The organism is Arthrobacter sp. N199823 (assembly GCF_002929705.1).
Taxonomy (GTDB): Bacteria; Actinomycetota; Actinomycetes; order Actinomycetales; family Micrococcaceae; genus Specibacter.
Window position 1 is genome coordinate 288,304 of record NZ_PJIN01000001.1, and the last position, 23,400, is coordinate 311,703.

The following is a 23,400-nucleotide window of genomic DNA, read 5'->3' on the forward strand; positions in this document are numbered from 1 at the left end:
CGGGCTGTGCCTCACATTTCTACCGGCTTTAGAGGTGGAGCCGGGAATGGTCTGAATCGAAAGCGTGAGTTTTTAGAACATTCCAGTACCCAGAGTGAAGGAAGCAATCGCGGCCGGAATGACGACGAGTGCTCCGAGCAGCCACAAGCCGCCCCTCTTCCTGTAGAGGGAAAAACCCAAAATGACGGGGGCGTGCACCGCTGAGGCTGTTCCAAATATGGCTGGTAAGGAGTCAGAGAAATTGGTGGTGCCGCTGGCTTCGGGGCCCACTTGTGCAGCAATGATGGCAAAGGCGCCAATGACTAAAGCCGCAGGCATGAGGAGCACCCAACGGACCACAGTTAGGACAATGGCCCAGCCGCAGGATCTGCACCCCGATGCCAGACTGGCTGGGCCAAATGTGATGCGGCGTTGGAGGAAAGACGCCTTTAAGTGATGCGGCGTTGGGGTTTGGCTGAATAGCCGAGGTTGCTGAGTCAGTGGAATGCAAAGTACAAAACCATGCAGACCGTGGGGATGCCGGTGACGAGAGCGGCCCGCCACATGGCCTTTTCCTTGAAGCGGACGGCCTGACCCTCATCATCTCGTTGCGTAAGCGTTCGAAAGCACGCGGTATGTCGATTGCCGCGACTGTGATCTCGGTTGTTTCCCTGATCGGTGTACTTGCCTCGCAGGCCATGTACTCATCCATTATCGAGGGCATCGGCAAGTCGATTGAGGAAGGCTCTGACGGTGTTGTTGATGTGGCCCCAAAGGACCAGAAGAAGGCCGACGCCGAAGCTCTCTCCTTGGGTGTGTCCGGCAATGTGGGTTCCGAATATGAGGTGACGGTCAAGAGCGTCAACCTCAATGCAGCTGATGCTATCGTTGCAGCCAATGAGTACAACGGGCCAGCCAAGGACCAATACGTCCTGATTGATGTTGCGGTCAAGTACGTCGGTGCCGAAGAGGGCAATCCATGGATCGACCTAGGTGTGAAGCTGGTTGGCATTGACGCCCGTCAGTATTCGTCCACCACCTGCACCGCCATGTTGGAGAAATCAGGGACCTCCGTTCCGACCTTGGAAAATGGTGGAACCGGGGAATACCAAGTGTGCATGGATGTGCCAGCCTCAGCCCTTGAAGGCGCCAAGATCTTTGTTGATCCCACATTCTCATTCAAGGACAACCAGCGGGTGTACTGGAACTCGAAGTAACAGCAAAGCTCCATTGCAGGGGCTTGCGGGCTGGTTCCTAGAGTCGGCCCGCAAGTTTTCCACCTCAGGCATTGACGCCACACCTGAACGCCTGCAACACTTGTACTAGAGCAATCCCCGCACCCGTTGGTGTGGGGAATTTTGCGTATCTGAGCCGATTTTAATTAGCCCAGATCAGAGTCCGTACTAATAAGTTCATAACCAATTGCGCCAGGTAAATAACGTCCTGAAATAGCGCAACTCTAATCGCCGTCACGGAAACGTGGCGGCTTCAACTGTTAACAGGGGCAATTATTATGTTGAAAATAGCAGTCTTCCTTGATTATTCAAACGTTCATTTGCTGGGTCATGACCTCTACTCACCAAACCTGAATAGATGGACCACTCACATTGATCCACGGCTTATAGCTGACCGAATAGTGGAGCTAACGGCAATCGGGTCAGAACTGGAGCGTGTGCATCTGTTTCGCGGCAGTCCGGACTTTCAGCGGGATCCTGAAGCCGCCAAGCTCTTCCGCGAGGAACAGCTGCGCTGGGGCACGGACCCAAAGGTTGCGGCTCGCTACGAGCCAATGCTCTATGGATGTGGCAGGGACGTGCCGAAGGAGTCCGGTGTGGATATGCGGCTTGGTCTGGACCTAGTTGACGCCGCCCGGTCCCACGCTTTCGACAAGATAGTGCTTTTCTCCGGGGACAGTGATCTGGTGCCAGCTGTTGAAGAGGTCATGAAGACCACCACGCCACTTGAGCTTGCTGCCTGGTCCGATGGCAACGAAATGCCAGGAAACGTTCTGACGGAAATCTGCCGCAGGAAAAGATTCCGCTTGTGGACGCACCGGCTAAACGATGAGGACTTCTGGTCCTGCCAGGACCGTCCGCTCCGAACCGCGGCTTAGAAGCAATCGAAAGGGACTGACTAACATGAAGAAGCAACGAACAGCATGCCCAGGGCACGTCAGCACACTGCTAGGGCAAGTGGCCATTGCGACAGGCAAGGTATCCATCCGTGGAGAACACGAACACCGGGACATCGTTCACATCCTGATGGAGCAAGCAGGGGCAAGGGTGACGACCAAGATGTCTGGACAGATTTCACTGCTGATCCACGGCGACCTGAGTGGGCAGGTGGTTGTGGACCTAGCTCGGGAATACAGTCAAAAGATCCTAGACGTTCTCGACGAAGACAAAACAGGCCACCATGTCTGTGTTGTCTCGTCCCTTGGCCTCTCCGAGTTGCTGGAGGGGAGGGCGGCTCCATGCCTGCACGACCACATTGTCTGACCCTGAGTACGCGGGGTCTGGTTCCTTGACATCTGATACCGCGGGGAAGCAGACCGCCCCGACGAGCCAAATGCTCACTGGGGCGTCTCATGGTGGGGCGGTGGGACGGGATCTCATTGTGGGGCGGGGCATGCTTAAGTTTCGAGCACGCGTGGCTGAAGCAAGCCTGTCAGATCGCTAGGCTGGTAGTTTAATGTAGATCATGACGGCCACCACCAGTGCGGGTGCCGCTGTGCAGATGGCTGCTATCCACAAGCCCAGTTTGCGGAAGATGAATGCCAAGGCCATCAGGGCAGGGCTGGCGACCATACACAAGATTCCTGCAACACAGAGGAATACAAAGAAACCAGCGCCTTCGTGACCGCCGCCCAAACCGGGGCCGCTGGCGGAGTTGAACATGGCGAGAAAAACCAGCACGATCATTGGCACCGCAAAAAGACCATACCCAACGACTGCCGTGAGCACGGCCCATAAGGTATTTCGGCGCTTGACCCGAGCCACCGCGGATGCCCGTGCGCCAGAATTGAGCTGGTGCTGGTCATGAGGTTCATACATCGCTTGGGACATAGGAAATCCGCTTTCGTTATTATTATTCCAACAAATGGATTATATCTGTTTCGGGCCCAAGCCTAGGGGATTTCACGCAGTGCGGTGCATACGAAGCATTCTCAGCCCAGGTTACTAAGCCAGCGGAACACAAAGTACAAAACCACGCAGACCGTGGGGATGCCGGTAATGAAGGCTGCCCGCCACATGGCCTTTTCCTTGAATCTCACGGCCTGACCCAGCAGGTGCGGCGCTGCAATCATGCAGAACAGCAGCACTGCGCCGGCAAAAATCAGCGCGATCCGGGCAGGAGCTGCCAAGCTCTGGGACGGCTCCATGACAGCAGCAAAAATGAGCACAGACATCAGAATGATCGGCACCACCACAACGGCCCAGCCCACGAGCGCAACCACGGTTCCGGCAAGCTGGGAGCGTTCCTGTTGCACACGGTCGCCATGGGCTGGAGTAAGGCTGGGGTTCTCAGTCATGTTCTAGTTCTACCAGCATTGTTCAACGGTTCTGCAGTTCGTGGCACAGCTACAGGAGGAGGCTCGATCGGGTTCGCCATTTCTGTGCCGCCGGCGGACGGTGACGTCTGCATGCGGTGACGTGCGCGGGCGAGGGCGGTAGGCGCCGTCGTACTTAAAGCTTTGCAAAATCTATGGACTACATACCTGGCTACGTGTATGCTCCGTCACCGTCTAGAGTGGTCTGGATGACTTTGGACGGATGTTCCGAAGAAATATGTGAAAGAGGACCCTGTGCACGATCGTATCCGCCACGCCGGATTGTTGGAGAAGCGTATGTCGCCCGAGGCGGCAGCAGCGCTGATCAAGCCCGGAATGACAGTCGCCATGAGCGGCTTCACCGGCGCCGGTTACCCGAAAGCGGTGCCGCAAGCACTGGCCGCACAGATGGAAACGGCAACTGCCGCGGGCACTGATTTCAAGATCAAGATCCTCACCGGTGCTTCCACCGCCCCCGAGCTCGACGGCGTGCTCGCCAAGGCTGGCGGCATGGAACTGCGTCTGCCGTACATGTCCGATCCGGCGCTGCGCAAGCGGATCAACGACGGCGAGATTGAATACATGGATATTCACCTAAGCCACGTTGCCCAGCACACCTGGTTCGGTTTCTACGGCGACATTAACATTGCCATTATTGAAGTGGTCGGCATCCGCGAAGATGGCAGCCTGATTCCTTCCTCCTCCGTTGGCAACAACAAGACCTGGCTGGACATGGCCGACGCCGTGATCATCGAGGTCAACTCGCAGCAGTCCGCCGGCCTCGAAGGCATGCACGATATCTACTACGGCACTGCGCTGCCGCCGTTCCGCAAGCCCATCATGTTGACGGCGCCGGAAGACCGGATCGGTCAGCCGTACCTGGACGTTGATATCGACAAGATCATTGCCGTGGTTGAAACTGACGCGCCGGACCGGCTTTCTGCCTTTGCTGAGCCTGACGCCACCTCGAACCAGATTGCTGATCACCTGCTCGATTTCCTCGACGGGGAAATCAAGACTGGCCGCATGACGGATAAGCTGCTGCCGCTCCAATCTGGCGTGGGAAACATTGCCAACGCCGTGTTGGCCGGGCTTGCTCGCGGCGGATACCGCGGACTCAAGGCCTACACCGAGGTGATTCAGGACGGCATGCTGGCCCTGATCAAGGACGGCACCATCGAGTTCGCCTCCGCCACCTCCTTCTCCCTGTCCGAGGCCGGTATCGCCGAATTCAACCGGCACGTGGACTTCTACCGCTCACGCATTGTGCTGCGCACCCAGGAGATTTCCAACCACCCCGAACTCATCCGCCGTCTGGGTTGCGTGGCGTTGAACGGGATGATTGAAGCCGATATTTACGGCAATGTGAACTCCACGAACGTGGTGGGATCGCACGTTATGAACGGCATTGGCGGTTCCGGCGACTTTGCCCGCAACGGTTTCCTCTCCGTCTTCATGTCCCCGTCGGTTGCCAAGGAAGGGCGCATCTCCGGAATCGTGCCGTTCGCCAGCCACGTTGACCACACCGAACACGACACTATGCTGCTGATCACCGAACAGGGCTACGCTGACCTGCGCGGACTGTCCCCGAAGCAGCGCGCCCGGGTCATCACCGAGAAGCTGGCGCACCCCGACTACAAGCCAATGCTGGAAGATTACTTCACCCGTGCGCTGCGCGATTCCTACGGTAAGCACACCCCACACTTGATGGGCGAGGCGCTGTCGTGGCACCAGCGCTACATCGAAACCGGAGATATGCGGCTGTAACTCCATTTTTGGGGCTCGGTTATTCATCGACCCGTGAGAAAAGGCGGCTTAGGGGAGTTCTAAGCAACCTTTTCTCACGGATCGATGTCAGTTCCGCGAGGATGCCCGGGTCCGGCGCCGCACTTGGTCCTTGAGGGTTCTCAGCAACTCCGGGGTAGCTAAAGACGCGCCGCGGTGTGGCGTACCTCGACATGGTCGCCACCCCTGTGGAGAATGAAAGTTCAGCTAACTGGAGGGGGCGGTCATGGCATATCCCATGTCACGGGCAGTGCCGGGAGCGCAGACGGTGCCGTTGCCAACGTCTCCAGTGGTGTGGCTTGGCTTCGTGAAAAAAACGCTGCGCGCCTGTGTTTTGGTAGCACTGCTTAGTGCCTTGGCGGTGGCAATGCTGGGCTTCTTTTCACCAATGGAGATTGGCCGCGTGTTCGTGGACGTTGCCCACTTTGTCCCAGCGCTGCTGTTTGTCATTGGTGTGGTGGGGGCGTTGGGTCTGGGCAACGAGATTGGCAAAAACTTCAAACACGTGCTGGGATACGGGGAAGTAAAACGAGTATCCGAGCACTCTGGCCACACGGTAGTTCCACGGCGCGGCCAGCGACTGACGTACGCCTCGGTGCTGATGGGGCTGCTTCTTGGGTGCGTTGCCGCGGCAGTTATCCGCGCTGTGATGGATGAATGGGTGGGCTTCCTACTACTGGCGGGGCTGGCCGTTGTCCTGACGGTTCCCGTTATCAAGGTAACTCGGCTGGCCAGGATCATGTGGCTGAAGGCCAGGGAAGACCACCGCATTCACTGGGACATTGTCTCCGGAGGCGAGCATTCCGTGGGCACGGTTGTGGCCGTGACCAACGAACAATTTGTTGTAGACAACCGGGCCATGTTTCACGTTGATCTGGAATACCGGACGGGCGGTAGATTGGAGACTACGCGGGTCCGGTTCTTCGACTATCCGGTGTGGGCTCCCAGTATGGGCAATGAATTCGACGTCTGGAGTGACCCGGAACGGCCCTTTGTTCAGGAACGCATTCTCATTGAGCGCCGGTACATGGGGCAGGAATTCGTTGACCTAGCTGACGAGCCAGTTGCGGGGGAGCACATCAGCGGTGACGAGGCGGCGGCACAGGCCGCATCCGATCCATACACTGCCGGTGTTGATACGGACGGGTCAGCGTCCGGTTCAGGTGCGAGTTCCAGTTCTGGGTCCAGGGCAGAGGACTCGGTGCCGGGCATGTTTCAAAGCCCGCAATGGATGGTGGACGAGGCGGATCCCAGTGGGCCGACCACGCCCAAGGTCGCCCGCCGCACGCGCATATTGATCGGGATACCACCCACCCTCATTGCCGTCTTTGCGCTGCTCGGAACGCTGCTGGTTCCGGTCATGGTGGACGATGTTCCATGGTGGACTCTGGCCGCACTCTGGCTCTATACGGCCCTGACGCTCATTAATGCCGCGGTCTATTGGCAGTTCATTCGGCGGAGCCGTTGGTTTATTCGTTCCGGCGTATCGTTCGGGGCAACGGAGGCGGCGGTCTTTGCGGGTTTCTTCGCTGCCGGATTCACCATGCTCACAACACACAACTTGGTGATGGCGCCGCTACAACGCGAAATCCCTTGGACGGCGGCGCATGTGCTGACCTGGGCCGCCGTCATCGGGGCGTTGCTGGTATTTGAATGGGCGTTCACCAGCAACGCCTGGGCTCTGAAACACCTCAACGCCGAGTTCCCCGCTCCTCCTGAAGCCATTCAAGAAGCACTGACAGGCCACGACCCCGAGGGCATCGACAAGCTGGAAGCCACATACGGCTACCGTGCCGGCGTATTCCTCTACACCTAACCCCTCCCGGACGCTGCACCACCTTTTGGGGGTATTTGGCCGACGCGGCACCAGCGATTGGGGTTTTTCGGTGGAGGCTTACTCACTGGGGCAGTGCTGCCATGGCCACCTCCAGTTCACCGGCCATCAGGTCCATGTTGATGGAGACCGCGGCCATCGCCCCGGCCTGCGCCGAGGCCAGCACGGTGGCGCTCAGGTTCGTGACATTGCCGGCAGCCCACACTCCCGCAACCGGGGTCTGGCCCATCTCATCGGACTCAATGGACTCGCCGAAGGGGGTGGACACCGGTACCAGCCCAAGCCCGGCCAGGAACTCCGCCCGGACCAGGACCCTGGATTGGACCGTCAGGGCCTGGACCGAATGCCTGCTGCCGTCTTCGAGTTCAAGGTGAGTGACGGCGTCGTCCTTGCTGTGAACGGCGGTCACGGCACCGGTGACCACGGGAATTCCGCGGGCGGCCAGCTGCTGAAGTTCGAGCTCGGTTGGCTGAGGTGCGCTGTTGATGAACAGGGTGATGTTGGGGGACCATTGGCGGAACAGCAGCGCCTGGTGGACGGCGAAGCTGCCGCTGCCGATCACCCCAATGTTCTGGTCGCGGATCTCCCAGCCGTGGCAGAACGGGCAATGCGCCACATCCTTGCCCCAGTGCTCGGCAAGTCCTGGGATGTCCGGGAGTTCATCGACGACGCCGGTGGTGACCAGGAGCCGTTTGCCGCTGCGGGTGCTGCCATCGCTGAGCGTGATGCGGAATTCACCGTCGAGCTTTTCTGCCCGCAGGACCCGGCCCTCAACAATGTTCACGTCGTAGGGTTCCAGATCGGCCCGGCCCAACCGGGTCAGCTCGAGGGGAGCAACGCCGTCGCGCGTGATGAAGCCATGGGCGCCAGCGGCGGGTGCGTTGCGCGGCTGGCCGGCATCGATCACGGTGACCGAGCGGCGGGTGCGCCCAAGAACGAGAGCCGCATTGAGTCCGGCCGCGCCGCCGCCAATGATGATTACGTCTTGCATGATGTCCACCTTTTGCTGGGAGTATTTGGTCTTTCAAGCGTGCGCCGCGGACTGCCTCACTGGCAATATTTGTTGCTGGAATGGCAAACTGGGTTCATGAGTAACGAGACCGAAGATGTTTTGTCCGGTGTTGGTCCGCGCTTGAAGGCGTTGCGTCTGCGCAGGGCCCTGACTCTGGCGGATTTGGCGCAGACCACGGGCATTTCCGTTAGTACGCTCTCGCGTTTGGAATCCGGACAGCGCCGGCCAAACCTTGAGTTGCTGCTGCCGCTGGCCCGCGCGCATGCTGTTCCGCTAGATGAGCTGGTGGGTGCTCCGGCAACGGGCGATCCCAGAATTCATCTGCGTCCGATCAAGCGGCATGGGCAGACTTACGTTCCACTTGGCAGCGGCAGCGGCGGGCTGCAGGCCTTCAAAGTCGTGTTGCCGGGCGGTCCGGCGCTGCCCCACCCCGATCCGCAGGTGCATGAAGGGTACGAATGGACGTATGTGCTGCGAGGACAGCTGCGCCTGGTGCTGGGAGAGCGGGACTTCATCCTCGCACAAGGTGAAGCTGCGGAGTTCGACACCCGCACGCCGCATTGGTTTGGCCGCGCAACCACGGAGAGTGTTGAATTCCTGACGCTTTTTGGTCCGCAGGGTGAACGTGTGCACGTCAGAGCGGCTCCGGCCAAACACTGATCCCGTGGCCCCTGATACATTGGGGCCCTATTGGAGGGAGCATTCTTGACGACGATTGTTTTGGTACATGGTCTGTGGTCCGACGGTTCCAGCTGGGCCAGGGTCATCACAGAGCTGCGCGCTATGGGACACGAGCCGGTCGCCGCTCAGCTCGCCTTGGAATCCATGGACGACGACGTTGCCTCCGTTCGCCGCACCCTCGCCACGGTTTCGGGGCCGCTGCTGTTAGTGGGCTGGTCCTATGGGGGAGCGGTGATTGGTGAGGCTGCCCGAGGGGTCGCGGCCGTGAATGCGCTCGCCTACGTGGCGGCCTTTGCGCCAGCCGAGGGGGAATCAGTCAGCGGGCTCTCGCGCAAGTACCCGGGGAGCGAGATCCCCAAGCACGTGGTGGTGGCCGGCGACTACACCTACATCAACCGGGCATCGTTTGGTGAGCTACTTGCGGCCGACGCGCCCGCGGAGTCGGTCGCCATTGCCGCCGCCACACAGAAGATGGTGCGGATCGGCCTGGATCGGGTGAAGGTGAATCCGCCGGCTTGGTTGGACCTGCCATCCCACTACCTGCTCACCACCGACGATCGCTGCGTGCCCCCGGAGTTGCAGCGCGAGATGGCTGCGCGAATGGGGGCTGTGGTGACGGAGACCGACTCCAGCCACGCACCGCTCCTGTCCCGCCCGCGCGAAGTGGCCGATTTTCTTGACGGGGCCTGCCGAAACATGATGACAACCAATCCACAGGAGTCCACTGAATGAGCCACCAGCTTGATCGTTTTGTTGAAGCTCAAGATCCGATCTATGACGACGTCACCATGGAGCTGGCCACAGAGCTGAAGATGAGCCACTGGATGTGGTTTGTATTTCCTCAAGTGTGTGGACTTGGATCCAGCCCTTGGGCAATGTTGTATGCCATCGATTCGCTGGATGAGGCCGTCGCCTATGCAGCGCATCCTGTACTTGGTGCCCGACTTCGGGAATGTGCTTCTCTGGTTTTGGGCACTCGCGATCACAGCGCGGAAGAGATTTTTGGTGCGGTGGATGCCAGGAAGCTTCAGTCCTCAATGACCCTCTTTCAGGCAGCCGCACCTGAAGAGCCCCTGTTCACAGAAGTGCTGGACAAATTTTACTCAGGCGTTCCTGACCCGAAAACGGAAAGCACCCTGGCCAACTGGCGCTCGCAGGCCCAGCATTCCTGAACCGGACCGGCCGGCGGTTACTGTGGTGCCATGACGATTTACGGTTCGAACATTCCGTTTGGCATTCCGGCGCGAACTTTTGTCATTGACGGTTCCGTGGCGCATCCGGTGCTGCCGTTTATCCAGGTGTTGGAGAAGGAGAAGTTCCGGGTCAGCTCGGAGCCCGGACAGAACCCGATCAGACTCCGATACGGATCCTTCTGGAAGGACCTTGTTGCTGACACCGAATTCTTTCCGACCTTCCTGTTGCCAGCGAAGCTGCAGCGCTGGGAATTGACCATAGACGTGCTGGTCGCCGTCGAACTGGACGAGCATGGCAACCACGCAGTAACCATCACTGGCAACGGACTCCCGCGGCGTGGAAACGACTTCCTCTTCGACGTTGTGGCCAAGGGTGCTGACGCTTTTGCCCAATCCGGCAATCTACTCCACTGGACCGAGTACTTCCAAGGGGATCCGAAGGCGATGAAAAAGAAAAAGAACGGCACGGCGCCGAAGTAGTGGCGCCGAGCTCCGGAAGGACGATATTGCCCGTGTTCCCCGGAACGAAGAGGAGCCCACCGGTCCGGAGGCTAATCGAAGGCACAAGTGCCATAGCGGAAAAGTCGTCGTACGATCCAGTAGCGATGGTTCCTGTCAGGCTAACGACGTGCCCATTCTTGATACCTTGATCAACGAAAATTCAGTTGATTGGGACCACTGCACACCTGTCCTTGACCCACGGCGTAGCCTGAAGACATGACCGCCACCGATGCCGGCATGACCGGCGGACCTCTCACCTCCGGCCCAGCCGCAAGCCATGACACGCGCCGAGTGCTCAATCAGCCGCCGCCCCGTGTGGACATCAACGAGTTCACTTTGAACATCCCGCTCCAGGAATACCTGAGCTCGGTGGGAGAAGCGGAAGGTGTCGGAACGCTGGAAGCGAGCGGCTCCGTCGTTGGTTCAGGGCAGTTTCAGGACGACGCCCGGCTAGCCCATAAGAACCCGCCCATCCTGCACACGCACAACAAATATGGGCAGCGCATCGACGAGGTGGAATATCACCCCGCGTACCACCGGATCATCGGGGCGGCTGTCGCGGCGGGGGCGCACACCTCCGCATGGGAGGTTCCAGGAAAGGGCGCCAATGCACTCCGCGCGGCGCAGTTCATGCTGTTTGCGCAGGTGGAGCCCGGCCATGCCTGCCCGATTTCCATGAGTCACGCCGCAGTCGACACTCTCCAGCTGGCGCCGGATTTGGCGGGGGAGTGGCTGCCGAGGTTGTACTCCCCGCAGTACTCGCCGGAGCTCGCACTCGGCAAGCCTGGTGCGCTGTTCGGGATGGCGATGACGGAGAAGCAGGGCGGATCGGACGTCCGGGCCAACACCACCCGGGCCGTCGAGGCGGGTGGCCACCACCTGTTGACCGGCCACAAATGGTTCTGCTCCGCACCCATGTCCGACGCCTTTCTGGTTCTGGCTCAGGAGGATGCCGGGCTGGGCTGCTTCCTGGTCCCGCGCGTCCTGCCCGACGGCACGCGCAACACCTTCCTGCTGCAGCGGCTCAAGGACAAGGTGGGGAACCGGTCCAACGCCTCGTCCGAGGTGGAGTTCGCGGACACCGCGGGTTGGCGGATCGGCGATCCCGGCCGCGGTGTGCGCGCCATCATGGGCATGGTGGGGCGGACCCGTCTGGACTGCATTCTCGGCACGGCCGCCGGCATGCGACAGTCCGTGGCGGAGGCCGTGTGGCACGCCCGGCACCGGAGGGCGTTCGGCGCCCGGCTGATCGACCAGCCTGCCATGACGAACGTCCTCGCGGACTTGGCCCTGGAATCCGAGGCCGCCACCATTGTCAGCATGCGCCTGTCCCGCGCTTTTGATGACGACGCCGGACCCTCCGAGCGCTCATTCCGCCGCCTGGCCACTGCTGTCGCCAAGTACTGGGTGTGCAAGCGAGGACCTAACCATGCCTATGAGGCCATGGAATGTCTGGGTGGCAACGGGTATACAGAGGACTTTCCGCTCGCCATGAGATACAGGGAGCAGCCGGTCATGGCGATCTGGGAGGGCACGGGCAACGTGATTGCGCTCGACGTGTTGCGGGCCATGGGCACGGATCCGGAATCTGTGGACGCGTTCTTTGCCGAGCTGCGGATTGCCTCCGGTTCGGCGCTGGTCTTTGACGACTTTGTGGCGGCGCTACGCGAAGAGGTGGCAGTGGTTGCCAAGGCACCCCATGACTTTGCCGGCCAGGCGCGGAATTTAGTGGAGCGCATGGCGCTAGCACTGCAGGCTGCCCTGCTGATCCGCTTCGCACCGGCAGCCGTGTCCGAGGCGTTTGTCGTCTCCCGGCTGGGCCCTGGCCGCTCGTTCAACTATGGCGGGCTCCCGTCGTCGTCCGATGTGGCGGGGATAGTGGCCCGGGCATAGAGGCTGGGTGTAATACACAGACAAGCCCACGTCCCGGATCTAGTATGTTACTCATGAGTAACAATGTGAATCATGTGGTTCTGTCAACGGATCTGTCCATTGCCTCGCGCGGCGGCGGTCTGATTTGCGGCACGCTGCGGGAGCCTTCGAACGGGGATGCGCGTGCCGTGGTTGTCATCCATCCGGCCACAGCGGTCCCGGAACGGCTGTATTCAGGATTCGCGGAATTCCTGGCAGAGCTGGGTTACGCCGTGGTGAGCTACGATTACCGCGGCACAGGCAGGTCCGGATCCCCCAAGGACAATGCTGCTTTGCGCATGCGCGATTGGATGGACCAGGATGTTCCGGACGTTGCCGAATGGGCCGCTGCGCGCTTCCCTCATGTGCAACGCTTTGCTGTTGGCCACAGTGTGGGCGCCCACGCGCTGGCCCTGGGATCCGGGGCGGCGGGGCTCAGCGGTGTTGTGGGGATTGCCTCGCATGCCGGCGTCACTGCGACGGTTCGAGGGCTGGCCGAGAGGGCCAAGGTATGGCTGATTCTCAGTGCTGCCGGGCCACTTGCCAGCAAAGTGCTCGGCTATATGCCCGGCAGCAAGTTAGGCCTCGGCGAGGATTTCCCTGCGGCGGCCATGCTCGAATGGAGCCGCTGGTCCAAGCTGCCCGGCTACTTCTTTGATGATCCCACCATGCACGCTGCCGAGCGGGCGGCAGCGGTCACCGTCCCGCTCCTGTCCCTCGGCTTCAGCGATGATCCCTGGGCCACACCGGCGCAAATTGAGGCGATCACCAATCACCTGACCTCCGCGGAGGTGGAGCGGCGCACGTATTCGCCCGCCGACTTCGGCGTCCCGGCCATTGGTCACATGGGATTCTTCCGCCGCGGCCTGCGTGAGGGGCTATGGCCCGAGGTGGCGCAGTGGCTCGAGGTGCGGACTGCGACGAGTCGGACGGAGTAGCCCGCTCGCCACAGTGTCAGGGCCTATCGGTCAGAGCTTGGAGGAGCGAGGACGGTCGGGACGTGATCGACTACCGCGGGGCGTCCATTCCCTCCGCCCGCCGTGAGCGCCACACATATAGTCCGGCCGCAGCCATCAGCACCGCCAAGGCAGTCACTCCGAACCACACATTGGAGATGCCCGCGGAGAATGCCACCACCCACGATTCCGCCTCATATTGGGCATCGATGCTCAGTATCCCGCCCATCGACGATGTCCCTTGGGTTCCCAATAGCAGCGCACCAATCGCCACCGATAACACTCCGGAAACCAGCATCCACAGGGAGTTCTCCCACGGACCCACCCGGAAACGGCGCGGTTTTAGCCAGCCGCGCTGTCCCAGACGCAGTTTGGTCCAGAACAGGGAGAGCACACCCAATGGCAGCGCCATTCCGAACGCGAAGATGGCCAGCATGATCCCGCCGTACAGCGGATTCCCGCCAGCGGCTGCCACTGCCAGTACCGAGCCCAGGATCGGCCCAGCGCACACGCCGGCCACGCCGTATACGGAACCAAGCACAAAAACGGACACCGCTGAGGTGCCGTCAGCCCCGGCGCGACGGCTGAGACCAGGCAACGGAACGCCGATGATCTGCAAGAGACCAATGAGAATGACAATCCCGGCAGCCACGGTGACCAACACCCCGCGGTTTTGCATCACGAGGGAACCGAGCAACCCGGCCAGCAAACCCAGCGGCACCAACGTTGTTAGTAACCCGGCATAAAACAACGCCGTGCGCCCCAGCAACTTGGTGGGACTGGCAAAGGCATACGCAAAAAATGCCGGCAACAACATGACCGAACAAGGGCTGAGCAGCGTCAGGATCCCGCCCAGAAAAGCACCCGTATATCCAATATCCACGGCTACTTGACCTGTGCCAGAGCTTCGTCGATGACCTGAGAAAAAATCTCTAGGGGTTGGGCGCCCGGAATCGACTGGTTATTAATGACAAATGTGGGCGTGCTGTTCAACCCCAGAGCGGTGCCCTCGTCCAAGTCCGCTTTCACCAATGCCAACAATTGCGGGCTCTTCAAGTCCGCCGCGAACTTGGTCATGTCTGGCACACCAACGTTTTTCGCGAAGGCCATCAGCTCTTTCTCGGACAGATCGGCCTTGCCGCGCTCGGGGGCAGCCGCATAGACGGCGTCGTTGAACTCCCAAAACAAGCCCTGCTCGCCAGCCGCACGGGCCGCCACGGCCGCCGTCGCCGAGGCCTCACCCAGCACAGGAAAATCGCGCCACTCAATGCGCAACTTCCCGCTATCAACGTACTTCTTGATGATCTCCGGCTGCGTCTTACGGGCATAAACGCCACAGAACGGGCACCGGTAATCCGAATACTCAATCATCACCGCGGGCGCATCCACGGCACCCAAAGCCATCGGATCAGCGTCAATTCGGCGTTCCAGCGTGAACTCTTGTGCGGCTTGCCCCTCGCTGGAAGCTGTAGCTGAAGGATTTGGTACTGGGCCGGCCGCATTCAGTCGGTCCTTCTGGGCAGCAGCGCCCACCAGAATTATGGTCAAGACGACGACGGCAGCAATCACCAATGCCAGGATCAAATTCCTGGTGTTCTTCATGGTCATGGGAAACTCTCTTGGAATGTGCGGGCGCAGCCCCATGGCGTGCCGCATCAAAGTACGGACACCTGGGCGCGCTCTATGTATATATAAGGACACGTTCGACGCCGGACGCTCACCTAGGCGCTCAATGGCCAGGTTGGGTGTGGGCGCGCCTTTGTCTACGTCCTTAGGATCCCAAGATCCAGATGCGTCAACGCCGCAGGGATTCTCCCCGCCCGTTGGGATGGATTGCGCTCAGCCCCGACAAGGACTGCCGTTTGCACCCAAGTACCCGCGGGGCAGTGGAGCAGCGCAGCCGACGCTGGGGAAAGCGCGTTGGTCTCGGCGCGAGTCTTGTCCCTGCCCGGTATGCAGGCGAGCAGCCGCTGTGCAGCAGTTACCTCGTTGAGGACAGTTGCTTGTGGGGTGGCTTGACTGACGGCGGCTGGGCTCAATGAACCGGCAGTGGCGGAGGTTTGGGCTACCGTGCAGCCTGCCACGACGAGAACCAAGGCAATAAGCGCTACAACAACTACTTGAGCTAGGCGGGCTGCAGCGAAACCTGGGGAGGGAAAACGGAGCGCGGCACTAGTGCGTTGCATGCTCATCCCTTCCTCTTGCTGTTTCTACCCGTACCTATATATACGTATATATAGGTACACCGGTGTTTCACGTTTGCCATCTTCATGCCAGCCGGCTGTCAATGGTGCCTACATCAGCAGGCAGGCTCGGCACACGAGGCTTCACTATACGTCAGCGACTCCTCAACTGGAGCTCAGAGCCGGATTGACTCTGCTGAGCAGCCGCTGGGCAAGGATTTTGCCGATTCGGGCGACTATTACGCGACATGCCCGGTAAACATTTGGGAAACAATGAGTGACACGTCGCAATTTCTGCGACAAGATCCCCGGAAACTCAACGATCTTGCTCTGGCTTTGACGCCTCAAAAGCCTGGGCGTGACGTACCTCTCCTAATAAAGTGGCACGAGGGCTATTGGCATGTATACTTAGATGCAGTTGTAGTGTTGCGTTTTTTGTAGTTGAGGCGACGCCATCCTTTCGGGGAAGACGTCGCTTTTCTGGAGAAGCGGACTTACACCGTACACGGAGGCCCGAAGGTCGGGCGGAATCTCCAACTTCAGAAGGAAATAGAAATAATGGCAACAGGTACCGTCAAGTGGTTCAACGCTGAAAAGGGCTTCGGCTTCATCTCTCCCGATGACCAGTCACAGGACGTTTTCGCGCATTACTCCGCGATCAACTCCTCGGGCTACCGCTCCCTCGAAGAAAACCAGAAGGTTTCCTTCGATGTTGAGCAGGGTCCCAAGGGTCCTCAGGCAGTCAACATCCAGGCTATCTAATTCTAAAGAAAACGTGCGGGTAACCGCATATTCTTTAGCCTTAGCGGCTTGAACAAATAAGGCTCGGGTTTTCCCGGGCCTTATTTGTGTTTAAACCACAATCAGATTCGCCGCTGTGCTGGTGCGGCCAGCGGGCAAACGGTCTGGGGGAGCGGGGGGAAGCTGTGTGTTTTAGATCAACCAGCGCCGGTCACCAGCTCATGGCCCGCCATGTGGCACCATTGAAGACGATGAATAGCACAGCGGACAAGCCCCAGCGCAACGGAATACCTATGCCGCTTTGGCTTCAGGGGGCTTTTGAAGCTGCCCAGATGTTCGTCATTTCGGCGCTCATTGTCTTTATCCCCTTGGCAGCCTCCGGGTTCACTGGCGGATTCGCCGAAAGGGACGCATCCGTTGTTGCCCGGCTTGCCGGACAGATCTGGCTCTTAGGCCACGGTGTTCCGCTGCAGTTGACCATGACAAGCGGACCCAGCTCAGCATCGGTGGAGACGGGGACGTTTAGCCTGCTGCCGTTGGGCTTGGCATTGATCCCCTTCCTCCTCTCGTGGCGGGCCGGACGCCGGCTTGCCCGGGCTTCTTACACAGACCAACTGTGGCAGCCGCTGTTCGGTGCGGTTTGCATCTATGCCGCGGCCGGATTGGCCACTGCCTTTGTGTGCAGTTCACCCGGCGCCAGCGCGCCGCTGATTGCCAGCATGCTGATACCCCTCATTCCTGCCGGAGCCGGGCTCATCATTGGCTCCCGGCTGGAAGCCGGTTCCTGGGGCCGGCTCATTGGCGTCAACGCTGCCGACTGGATTTCCCGAACCAGCCAAGACCAGCGCTGGGCAGGATCGTACGCAGCATCGGTGATCCGTTCCGGTTTCGTGGCCGCCATGGCGGCCCTCTCACTCTCAGCGCTACTGCTGACCATCAACATCATGGGGCGTTGGACTGACATTGTTGGGGTCTACCAGGCGTTACGCCCCGGTGCTTTGGGGGGCGCCACCCTGACCCTGGGCCAGCTTGCCTTCATGCCCAACCTCGCCATCTGGACGTTGGCCTGGTCTGGTGGAGATGGATTCTCTATAGGCGTCGGTTCGACAGTTTCTCCTCTGGCCACCAGCGTGGCTCCCGTGCCGCCCATCCCGTTGCTGGCAGCACTGCCCACCGGTGATCTATCGTGGGGGTTCGCTGCCCTGATCATTCCCATCATGGCTGGCATTCTTGCTGGCTGGTGGTTTGTTCGTGCTGGTGAAAACCACTTTGACGAATGGTTGTCCCTGAAGGTTCGCCAGCGCTGGCTCTCCCTGCCCGCTTCCACGATCTTCCTTGGCGCCGTCATTGGCGCCGTGACGGCATTCCTGTGCGGGATCCTTTTCTGGATCTCGCAGGGGTCGGTGGGCATTGGCCGTCTCACCCAAGTTGGTCCGGACCCACTGAGCGCGGCACTTTGGGTAGGCATTGAAGTGGGTGCCGGTGTCATGATTGGCGCCCTCGTTGGTCCGTGGCTGGAAGGCGAGGGACCAGCGCTGGCCCTGCCCCGCCGTCGGACTGATGGTCATGAAAAGAGCCGGGCCGAGCACCCTGCGGGGAGCGCCGAATAGGGCATGCACGCCCCTTGCCCCTAAAATTGAGGGCATGCGCATAGTTGTCTTAGTTTCCGGAACCGGATCAAATCTTCAAGCCGTCATCGATGAGGTTGCCAGCGGCAGCCTGCCCTTGGAGATTGCTGCGGTGGGCGCTGACAGGCCCAATACTTTTGGTGTGGAGCGTTCAGCTGACGCCGGTCTGGACACCTTTGTGGTCAATTTCAAGGACTACACGGACCGTAGCGATTGGGACGCGGCACTGTTGGAAAAGGTGGCTTCTTACAAGCCCGACTACGTGGTCTCCAGCGGATTTATGCGCATTGTGGCGCCCAGCTTCATCAACGCCTTCGAAGGCCGCTACGTCAACACCCACCCGGCTTTGCTGCCAGCATTCCCCGGCGCCCACGGTGTCCGCGATGCCATGGCCTACGGCGTGAAGGTCACCGGCTGCACAGTGCACTTTGCCGACGCTGGCGTTGACACCGGCCCCATCATCGCCCAGACGCCGGTGGCCATTCTCCCCGACGACACCGAAGATTCACTCCACGAGCGCATCAAGGTGGCCGAGCGTGAACTGCTCATCAAGGTTCTGGGAGATCTGGCCCGCGCCTAGCCCTGTGCCTCAGCTCGGCTTGCCTTCTTAAGGCGCGACGGCGGAGGCGAGCCGGGCGTTCTTTCGGTCCAGGAACCAGGTGGAGACTTTGCCAACGAGCCACCCGAGCACCAGCGAAAATGCTATGGCAATGACCACTGCAAGCTTGTCGGAGACACCCGGTGCGAATCGGGTCAGGATGCCCACTCCCACCGAGTACAGCGACCAAATAGTGGCAGAGACCAGCGAGAATACAGTGAAGGCCCTCAGCGGATAGCCGGCCACTGTGGCGGCAATATTGGAGGACAGCCGGCCCAACGGAATGAACCGTGAGGTCAGCATGAACATGAAGGGCCGCTGCCGCAGCCTGCGAGTGGCAGCATCAACCGCTCGCTGCCTCCGGGGCCCGCGGTTGGTGCCCCAGCGCGTGTGGCCAAACAACTTTGTTCCCCAGAATGTCAACAGGTCCCCGGCCACGGCGCCCACCATCATGGCAAGCACCAGCGGCAGTGCAGCAGGTCCGCCGTCGAGCCCGGCAATGGCACCCAAGGCCACGAAGACAGTAGTGCTGGGGATGGGGGGAATGATGGCCGATGCCATCACGAAGCCCCCGCCCAGCACATAGATCCAGAAGCTGTGCAGGAAACCGGTGGTATCGGATGCGAGATCCATGAATTCTTTCGGTGGGGAAGTCGGCGCGAACCGCACCGGGTATCCCATTCTACGGCCGGTGGGGACGTGGCCCAAGAGTACCTGCGGCCACGTGCCGAACCGCACACACTAGTTCTTGGACCGACCAAACACCAGTGACGCCACAGCGGTGGCAGCCGTCACGGTGTACACGGCAGGCCAGGCGCCCAGCTTCTTGGCTAAGGGGTGCGAGACGCCAAAGGCCACAACGTAAGTGGCCGTCAGCGCTACGGCGGTGCCGGTCCCGGCGTTCTTCTTCCAACCCATAAACGCTGCGGCTCCCGCGGCTGCCAAAACGGCGCCGCCCAGTTGACGGTTCTTGGTGGCACGGGCGGTCTGGTAACCGCCCAGCAGACCGGAGGTAGCAAGGGCTGTGGGAAGCGAAGCGCTCATGATGATCCTTAAAGTTGGAAACACACTGTCAGCAACAGCGTATCCGTTGAATGTGGGGAATCCCTGAGTGGCGCAGCTCGCCAGACGCCGCGTGCAACGCTATTGCGCAGCGAGTTTGAATCCGATGGGCGCGCGCCCAAATTCGGCAATCTCAGCCTGCACCTCTGGCTGGTAGTAACCCGGGGCTACCAATGCGGAAAACTGCAGGACCTGAACGGGGGAGTCCTTTTTCCAATAAACGCTCAGGTAAATGGCAGTACCGTTCTTGACGCCCATGCCCAAGCTTTGCTGGCCCTTGGAATCGTCAGACATGAAGTTTTTGGCATCCCAGGCAGCTATTTGTGTTGATGCGAAGCCAAAACGTTCATGGGCCGCAGCGACAGCGGCATCAAGGGCTTCCAATCCATCCACCTGCTCAAACCAGGTGACGGTGTCCACGTAACTATTGCTTGCGGCCGTGGCCATCTTGAAGTCGCTCGTTGAGACGGTGAGGGTGTCCTCTGGAAGTTCCAAGGTGATCTCGACGGGCTTGTCGGTATCCGTTGCAAAGTAGGCAACCTTGTTCACATTGGCCGGTAGCCCTACTGACTCTTTCGGCACGGAGGTGGCGGTCAAATCAAAGCGGCCCACGCCGTCGTTCTTGATCTGCTTAATCCCGGCCTGATCCATCATGGAAGTGCTGGTGCCCATGGAACTCTCCTCGGGGGAATCGGGTGTCATCGGTAACGAACATGAGGCCAGTGTCATGGCGGCGATCAGCGCCAGAACCATGAGTGGCCAGCGGCGGCTATTTTCCATCGAGCGGGTTCCCATCTCCTACAACTATCTGGCGCAGGATCTCATCCCAACGGTTGATCAGCCTGTTTGAATCCACAGCATCCTGGTATCCCTGATCGCCCACTTGCTGCTCAATGATGGATCTCAACCGGTCCGGGTCATTAGCCAACTCCATATAGGCCGGATAGGTGTCAGCTGTGATGAAATCCCAACGCTGCTCTCTATTGGCGATATTGCCGTCGGGAAGTGGAGTTTCCACCACAATGTTGTCATGCAGTGGATTCGGCACGTCAAAATGGGGGCCAAAGGGTCCCAGCGGGCCTACCGGAACCGACTCCGGCGTGGGATGCAAGATCAGCGGATTGGCCTGGGAATAGGACTGAGCATCGGGGATGGAGGGAGTGCCCACAATGGACATGGCCAGCGTGAAGGCTGGGCCAGTGAGCCCATGACTATTCATGGCGTCGTAGCTGTCAGCAATGACAACGTTTTGTTCGTAATCTGCCATGTTCAAGGTGCCATTGGCTAGATCCGCTGGAGTTCCGGAATTGAAATTCTCCCAGGCCTGGATCACGCGGGGGTCAGCGATGACGCCGGCACGGACCATCCGGTTGATCTCATCAATGCCACCGTCGGCAAAGGCTTGATGCTGGTAGCCGATGTCATTGAAGATCTGTTGCTGCATCTCTAGCAGGCTTGTCTCAAAGTACGCCACCTCGCTGTCCGACATGTTCGCCAGGGCGTGCAATTGCTCCGGGGTCAGAGGTGTCAGGCCGGGGGCGATTGTGTCCCCAACGGCGCCGGCGTCCAAGAGTGTGCGCGCAACATCGCGCATCATCCGCACATCGGCGAATCCGGCGTCCAAGCCCGGGCCCACCATGTGGGCGAATCCGGCCCATTGCATGCGTGGATCCTGCAAATAAAGTTCGCCGTAGTACTGGTACACGGCCGCGATGGTGTCCCGATTGTAGGCATATCCACGGGAGGGATCCCACTGATCTGGGTCGATCCCGGCTTCCTTCATGGCAGCCAGAAGCCAGTAATCTTTCAGGAAGTCGGCGTAACCGCCATTGGCGAACTGGATCTGACCGGCGTCGGCCAGGGCGTCCAGAACGGATTTGGCCTCAGCGGGGTGCGCGGCGGCCCAGTCCTTGAACTCTTGAGAATTCAGATACGCCTCACGCTCGGCAGGGGTCATGCCCTCCAGCCGTTGCTGGAGCTCCTGCGCTGCAGCGTTCGACGTCGGATGGGCCGGGCCGCCGGTTGTCGCACCAAGGCTGGTGGAAGAGCTGGCTTTGTCCTGTTCGTCTGCCTGTACCTTTAGCTGCGCAGCAACTTCCGTCAGAGTGGCGGCCGTGCGGTGCAGCATGGGGAGATGCTTTGCCCTGACCATTTGCGTGAAGTGAGAAGCGTCAGGTCCGCGCCAGCTGGTCAAGGGTGAGACTAAGGCCCTGAGCATTTTGGCCTGAGACTCGATCTGTTGTGATGACGTGGAAAACGTCTTTGCCAGATCGCGCAGTTGTGCAGTGTCGGCACCGAGAAAATCGGTCATGGCACTCCTTTGGCTAGATTCCCCAGCTTATGGCCGCGTCGTTGAACGGTTCAATGGGGAGAAGTCCCCTCCGCGGGACTCGGAGCGGGGGAAGGACTCCTGAACGGGCGCCCGTGGCAGTTATTCCAGTGCCGCGCCCTTGGTCTCTGGTGCGGAGAACGCCATCCAGATAACGGCCAGCAGCACCAGCCCTCCTGTCAGTGCGAACGTCAGCGGTAGGCCCAGTACCGGCCAGAGCAGCGAGCCGAAGATGAGTGGCACCAGCCCGGCACCCACCCTGGAAATTGTGGAAGCCCAGCCAAAGCCGGTGGCCCGCAAATGGGTGGGGTAGAGCTCCGACACGTAGGTGTAGAGAACCGGGATGGCCACCTGAATGACAAAGCCAAACACCAGCAACCAAATTTGTGCGCTCACGGGGGCATCCAGCACCAGCGCGAAAATGACGAGCGACAGTGCGGCCAGAGGGCCCGTGATGGCCAGAATCCACTTCCTGCCAATCCGCTCCACGAGCAGGGCAGCGGCGATCACCCCGAGCAGACCAATACCTGTCATTGCTGCCGTCGCCATGAAAGCCTTGTTTTCGGCGTAGCCCGTGGACACCAGAATGGACGGCATCCATGTCAAGGCACCGTAATACACCAGCAAAATGGTTAGGAACAGCGACCAGGCAATGCCGGTGATACGCCAGTTGAAGCGCCACAAACCGGCTAGTTGATCGTTGATCTTGCCCATCGAGAGCTTCGGCGCTGTGGCCGGATCGGGCAAGACCCAATCACCCACGGTTGCACCTGTCCGTTTGATCAGGGAATCGATCACGGCCTTTGCCTCAGCGGGGCGCCCGGCCCGCACCAGGTACAGCGGCGATTCCGGAACGCCAATGCGCACCCAAAACACGAGCAAGGCCGGCAGCACCATGACCAGCATCAGATACCGCCAATTGCCGAACGACGCCATCAGCACAGCAGACACCACACCGCAGAGCGAGGCGCCAATGGGCCACCACGCATCCATGGCTGTCAGCACGCGGCCACGGAGCTTGCGCGGGGTGAACTCACCCACCAGCGCATAATCCACGGGAATGCAGCCACCCAAACCAAACCCGGCCAGGAAGCGGAACACGCAAAACAGCACAATCTCATTCGAGAACGCACCCAGCACCGTGAACAGGGAGAAGATCAGCAGCGTGAGCGTAAATGCCCTTTTGCGCCCAATAATGTCAGCAATAGACCCCCACGCAAACGCGCCCACGGCCATGCCAATGAGGTTCGCCGTACCAATCCACGCCGCCTGCCCCGTAGTGAGCCCCCACTCCTTGGACAGCAGCGGAATTAGGAAGCCGTTCAGTGTCACATCCCAAGCGTCGAACATGAAGCCGAGCCCGCCAATGATGAAGATGCTGCCCTGCACACGCCACTTCCAGGGCAGTTCTTGCACAACGCGGTCGCCGGTCAGGGCGGTTGGTGGGGCACTCATGG

General features: G+C 60.1%; 26 protein-coding genes. 14 read left to right on the top strand and 12 right to left on the bottom strand.

All coding sequences use genetic code 11. From position 1 onward, the window contains the following. Positions 1-72: 72 nt before the first annotated feature. On the bottom strand, positions 73-318 hold the full coding sequence (locus CXQ93_RS01255; RefSeq protein ID WP_146073127.1) for a hypothetical protein: 246 nt from the start codon (positions 316-318) through the stop codon (positions 73-75). 161 nt (positions 319-479) lie between these two features. On the opposite strand from CXQ93_RS01255, the gene CXQ93_RS01260 reads away from it, so the two are divergent. From CXQ93_RS01260 to CXQ93_RS01270, 3 genes are all read left to right on the top strand, one after another. After that, on the top strand, positions 480-1,196 hold the full coding sequence (locus CXQ93_RS01260) for a hypothetical protein (RefSeq protein ID WP_104108676.1): 717 nt from the start codon (positions 480-482) through the stop codon (positions 1,194-1,196). A gap of 296 nt (positions 1,197-1,492) precedes the next feature. Further along, a complete protein-coding gene (locus CXQ93_RS01265; protein WP_104108677.1) occupies positions 1,493-2,092 on the top strand; it encodes an NYN domain-containing protein in 600 nt (199 codons plus the stop codon). 25 nt (positions 2,093-2,117) lie between these two features. Then, positions 2,118-2,477: a hypothetical protein gene (locus tag CXQ93_RS01270; RefSeq protein WP_104108678.1), complete on the top strand. Its 360-nt coding sequence runs from the start codon at positions 2,118-2,120 to the stop codon at positions 2,475-2,477. A gap of 177 nt (positions 2,478-2,654) precedes the next feature. Here the strand turns inward: CXQ93_RS01270 and CXQ93_RS01275 are convergent, their stop codons facing one another. Next, positions 2,655-3,044, bottom strand: coding sequence for a hypothetical protein (locus CXQ93_RS01275; RefSeq protein WP_104108679.1), 390 nt, complete (start codon positions 3,042-3,044; stop codon positions 2,655-2,657). 101 nt (positions 3,045-3,145) lie between these two features. Next, positions 3,146-3,511, bottom strand: coding sequence for a hypothetical protein (locus tag CXQ93_RS01280; RefSeq protein ID WP_104108680.1), 366 nt, complete (start codon positions 3,509-3,511; stop codon positions 3,146-3,148). A 273-nt stretch (positions 3,512-3,784) separates the two neighbouring features. Between CXQ93_RS01280 and CXQ93_RS01285 the strand changes: the two genes are divergently transcribed. Beyond that, positions 3,785-5,296, top strand: coding sequence for an acetyl-CoA hydrolase/transferase family protein (locus CXQ93_RS01285; protein WP_104108681.1), 1,512 nt, complete (start codon positions 3,785-3,787; stop codon positions 5,294-5,296). Between the two features lie 244 nt (positions 5,297-5,540). Next, positions 5,541-7,130 carry a hypothetical protein gene (locus CXQ93_RS01290; protein WP_104108682.1) on the top strand — a complete coding sequence of 530 codons (1,590 nt, stop codon included), beginning with the start codon at positions 5,541-5,543 and terminating at the stop codon, positions 7,128-7,130. Positions 7,131-7,212: 82 nt separating this feature from the next. Here the strand turns inward: CXQ93_RS01290 and CXQ93_RS01295 are convergent, their stop codons facing one another. After that, positions 7,213-8,139 carry an NAD(P)/FAD-dependent oxidoreductase gene (locus tag CXQ93_RS01295; protein WP_104108683.1) on the bottom strand — a complete coding sequence of 309 codons (927 nt, stop codon included), beginning with the start codon at positions 8,137-8,139 and terminating at the stop codon, positions 7,213-7,215. A gap of 96 nt (positions 8,140-8,235) precedes the next feature. On the opposite strand from CXQ93_RS01295, the gene CXQ93_RS01300 reads away from it, so the two are divergent. From CXQ93_RS01300 to CXQ93_RS01325, 6 genes are all read left to right on the top strand, one after another. Continuing rightward, on the top strand, positions 8,236-8,820 hold the full coding sequence (locus CXQ93_RS01300; protein ID WP_104109152.1) for a helix-turn-helix domain-containing protein: 585 nt from the start codon (positions 8,236-8,238) through the stop codon (positions 8,818-8,820). Between the two features lie 45 nt (positions 8,821-8,865). Then, on the top strand, positions 8,866-9,573 hold the full coding sequence (locus tag CXQ93_RS01305) for an alpha/beta fold hydrolase (protein ID WP_104109153.1): 708 nt from the start codon (positions 8,866-8,868) through the stop codon (positions 9,571-9,573). Further along, entirely contained in the window at positions 9,570-10,013 is a 444-nt protein-coding gene (locus tag CXQ93_RS01310) for a DUF1810 domain-containing protein (RefSeq protein ID WP_104108684.1), read from the top strand. Before CXQ93_RS01305 ends, CXQ93_RS01310 begins: the two co-directional genes overlap by 4 nt. Positions 10,014-10,043: 30 nt before the next feature. Further along, positions 10,044-10,514: a hypothetical protein gene (locus CXQ93_RS01315; RefSeq protein ID WP_104108685.1), complete on the top strand. Its 471-nt coding sequence runs from the start codon at positions 10,044-10,046 to the stop codon at positions 10,512-10,514. Between the two features lie 237 nt (positions 10,515-10,751). After that, positions 10,752-12,428, top strand: coding sequence for an acyl-CoA dehydrogenase family protein (locus tag CXQ93_RS01320; RefSeq protein ID WP_258068513.1), 1,677 nt, complete (start codon positions 10,752-10,754; stop codon positions 12,426-12,428). A 53-nt stretch (positions 12,429-12,481) separates the two neighbouring features. After that, positions 12,482-13,384 (top strand): alpha/beta fold hydrolase, encoded by a 903-nt coding sequence (locus CXQ93_RS01325; RefSeq protein WP_181036004.1) that lies wholly within the window; start codon positions 12,482-12,484, stop codon positions 13,382-13,384. Positions 13,385-13,454: 70 nt separating this feature from the next. On the opposite strand, the gene CXQ93_RS01330 is transcribed toward CXQ93_RS01325, so the two are convergent. The 3 genes from CXQ93_RS01330 to CXQ93_RS20345 all read right to left on the bottom strand — a co-directional run bounded on the left by CXQ93_RS01330 (position 13,455) and on the right by CXQ93_RS20345 (position 15,588). Continuing rightward, on the bottom strand, positions 13,455-14,285 hold the full coding sequence (locus CXQ93_RS01330) for a cytochrome c biogenesis CcdA family protein (RefSeq protein ID WP_104108687.1): 831 nt from the start codon (positions 14,283-14,285) through the stop codon (positions 13,455-13,457). Between the two features lie 2 nt (positions 14,286-14,287). Then, positions 14,288-15,010 carry a thioredoxin domain-containing protein gene (locus CXQ93_RS01335; RefSeq protein WP_104108688.1) on the bottom strand — a complete coding sequence of 241 codons (723 nt, stop codon included), beginning with the start codon at positions 15,008-15,010 and terminating at the stop codon, positions 14,288-14,290. A gap of 155 nt (positions 15,011-15,165) precedes the next feature. Then, positions 15,166-15,588, bottom strand: a complete 423-nt coding sequence (locus CXQ93_RS20345; RefSeq protein WP_146073128.1) for a hypothetical protein — start codon at positions 15,586-15,588, stop codon at positions 15,166-15,168. A gap of 555 nt (positions 15,589-16,143) precedes the next feature. Here CXQ93_RS20345 and CXQ93_RS01340 point away from each other — a divergent pair. From CXQ93_RS01340 to purN, 3 genes are all read left to right on the top strand, one after another. Then, positions 16,144-16,347: a cold-shock protein gene (locus CXQ93_RS01340; RefSeq protein ID WP_038467205.1), complete on the top strand. Its 204-nt coding sequence runs from the start codon at positions 16,144-16,146 to the stop codon at positions 16,345-16,347. A 230-nt stretch (positions 16,348-16,577) separates the two neighbouring features. Beyond that, entirely contained in the window at positions 16,578-17,936 is a 1,359-nt protein-coding gene (locus CXQ93_RS01345; RefSeq protein WP_104108689.1) for a DUF6350 family protein, read from the top strand. Positions 17,937-17,970: 34 nt separating this feature from the next. After that, positions 17,971-18,534, top strand: a complete 564-nt coding sequence (gene purN, locus CXQ93_RS01350; protein ID WP_104108690.1) for a phosphoribosylglycinamide formyltransferase — start codon at positions 17,971-17,973, stop codon at positions 18,532-18,534. A gap of 27 nt (positions 18,535-18,561) precedes the next feature. Here purN and CXQ93_RS01355 read toward each other — a convergent pair whose 3' ends face one another. From CXQ93_RS01355 to CXQ93_RS01375, 5 genes are all read right to left on the bottom strand, one after another. Continuing rightward, complete coding sequence (locus CXQ93_RS01355) at positions 18,562-19,185, bottom strand: DedA family protein (RefSeq protein WP_181036005.1); 624 nt, start codon at positions 19,183-19,185, stop codon at positions 18,562-18,564. Positions 19,186-19,293: 108 nt separating this feature from the next. After that, positions 19,294-19,596 carry a hypothetical protein gene (locus CXQ93_RS01360; RefSeq protein ID WP_104108692.1) on the bottom strand — a complete coding sequence of 101 codons (303 nt, stop codon included), beginning with the start codon at positions 19,594-19,596 and terminating at the stop codon, positions 19,294-19,296. 99 nt (positions 19,597-19,695) lie between these two features. Then, complete coding sequence (locus CXQ93_RS01365) at positions 19,696-20,394, bottom strand: hypothetical protein (protein ID WP_146073129.1); 699 nt, start codon at positions 20,392-20,394, stop codon at positions 19,696-19,698. Next, positions 20,384-21,925, bottom strand: a complete 1,542-nt coding sequence (locus tag CXQ93_RS01370) for a WXG100 family type VII secretion target (RefSeq protein ID WP_104108694.1) — start codon at positions 21,923-21,925, stop codon at positions 20,384-20,386. The genes CXQ93_RS01365 and CXQ93_RS01370 overlap by 11 nt, the downstream gene beginning before the upstream one ends. A 120-nt stretch (positions 21,926-22,045) precedes the next feature. Next, positions 22,046-23,398 carry an MFS transporter gene (locus CXQ93_RS01375; RefSeq protein ID WP_104108695.1) on the bottom strand — a complete coding sequence of 451 codons (1,353 nt, stop codon included), beginning with the start codon at positions 23,396-23,398 and terminating at the stop codon, positions 22,046-22,048. Between the last annotated feature and the right edge of the window lie 2 nt (positions 23,399-23,400).

Bases quoted from the DNA above. Each gene is read 5' to 3' on its own strand.
- CXQ93_RS01255 (WP_146073127.1), bottom strand. From the start codon at position 318: ATGCCTGCGGCTTTAGTCATTGGCGCCTTTGCCATCATTGCTGCACAA.
- CXQ93_RS01265 (WP_104108677.1), top strand. From the start codon at position 1,493: ATGTTGAAAATAGCAGTCTTCCTTGATTATTCAAACGTTCATTTGCTG.
- CXQ93_RS01270 (WP_104108678.1), top strand. From the start codon at position 2,118: ATGAAGAAGCAACGAACAGCATGCCCAGGGCACGTCAGCACACTGCTA.
- CXQ93_RS01275 (WP_104108679.1), bottom strand. From the start codon at position 3,044: ATGTCCCAAGCGATGTATGAACCTCATGACCAGCACCAGCTCAATTCT.
- CXQ93_RS01280 (WP_104108680.1), bottom strand. From the start codon at position 3,511: ATGACTGAGAACCCCAGCCTTACTCCAGCCCATGGCGACCGTGTGCAA.
- CXQ93_RS01290 (WP_104108682.1), top strand. From the start codon at position 5,541: ATGGCATATCCCATGTCACGGGCAGTGCCGGGAGCGCAGACGGTGCCG.
- CXQ93_RS01295 (WP_104108683.1), bottom strand. From the start codon at position 8,139: ATGCAAGACGTAATCATCATTGGCGGCGGCGCGGCCGGACTCAATGCG.
- CXQ93_RS01300 (WP_104109152.1), top strand. From the start codon at position 8,236: ATGAGTAACGAGACCGAAGATGTTTTGTCCGGTGTTGGTCCGCGCTTG.
- CXQ93_RS01310 (WP_104108684.1), top strand. From the start codon at position 9,570: ATGAGCCACCAGCTTGATCGTTTTGTTGAAGCTCAAGATCCGATCTAT.
- CXQ93_RS01315 (WP_104108685.1), top strand. From the start codon at position 10,044: ATGACGATTTACGGTTCGAACATTCCGTTTGGCATTCCGGCGCGAACT.
- CXQ93_RS01320 (WP_258068513.1), top strand. From the start codon at position 10,752: ATGACCGCCACCGATGCCGGCATGACCGGCGGACCTCTCACCTCCGGC.
- CXQ93_RS01325 (WP_181036004.1), top strand. From the start codon at position 12,482: ATGAGTAACAATGTGAATCATGTGGTTCTGTCAACGGATCTGTCCATT.
- CXQ93_RS01335 (WP_104108688.1), bottom strand. From the start codon at position 15,010: ATGACCATGAAGAACACCAGGAATTTGATCCTGGCATTGGTGATTGCT.
- CXQ93_RS20345 (WP_146073128.1), bottom strand. From the start codon at position 15,588: ATGCAACGCACTAGTGCCGCGCTCCGTTTTCCCTCCCCAGGTTTCGCT.
- CXQ93_RS01340 (WP_038467205.1), top strand. From the start codon at position 16,144: ATGGCAACAGGTACCGTCAAGTGGTTCAACGCTGAAAAGGGCTTCGGC.
- CXQ93_RS01345 (WP_104108689.1), top strand. From the start codon at position 16,578: ATGAATAGCACAGCGGACAAGCCCCAGCGCAACGGAATACCTATGCCG.
- purN (WP_104108690.1), top strand. From the start codon at position 17,971: ATGCGCATAGTTGTCTTAGTTTCCGGAACCGGATCAAATCTTCAAGCC.
- CXQ93_RS01355 (WP_181036005.1), bottom strand. From the start codon at position 19,185: ATGGATCTCGCATCCGATACCACCGGTTTCCTGCACAGCTTCTGGATC.
- CXQ93_RS01360 (WP_104108692.1), bottom strand. From the start codon at position 19,596: ATGAGCGCTTCGCTTCCCACAGCCCTTGCTACCTCCGGTCTGCTGGGC.
- CXQ93_RS01365 (WP_146073129.1), bottom strand. From the start codon at position 20,394: ATGGAAAATAGCCGCCGCTGGCCACTCATGGTTCTGGCGCTGATCGCC.
- CXQ93_RS01370 (WP_104108694.1), bottom strand. From the start codon at position 21,925: ATGACCGATTTTCTCGGTGCCGACACTGCACAACTGCGCGATCTGGCA.
- CXQ93_RS01375 (WP_104108695.1), bottom strand. From the start codon at position 23,398: ATGAGTGCCCCACCAACCGCCCTGACCGGCGACCGCGTTGTGCAAGAA.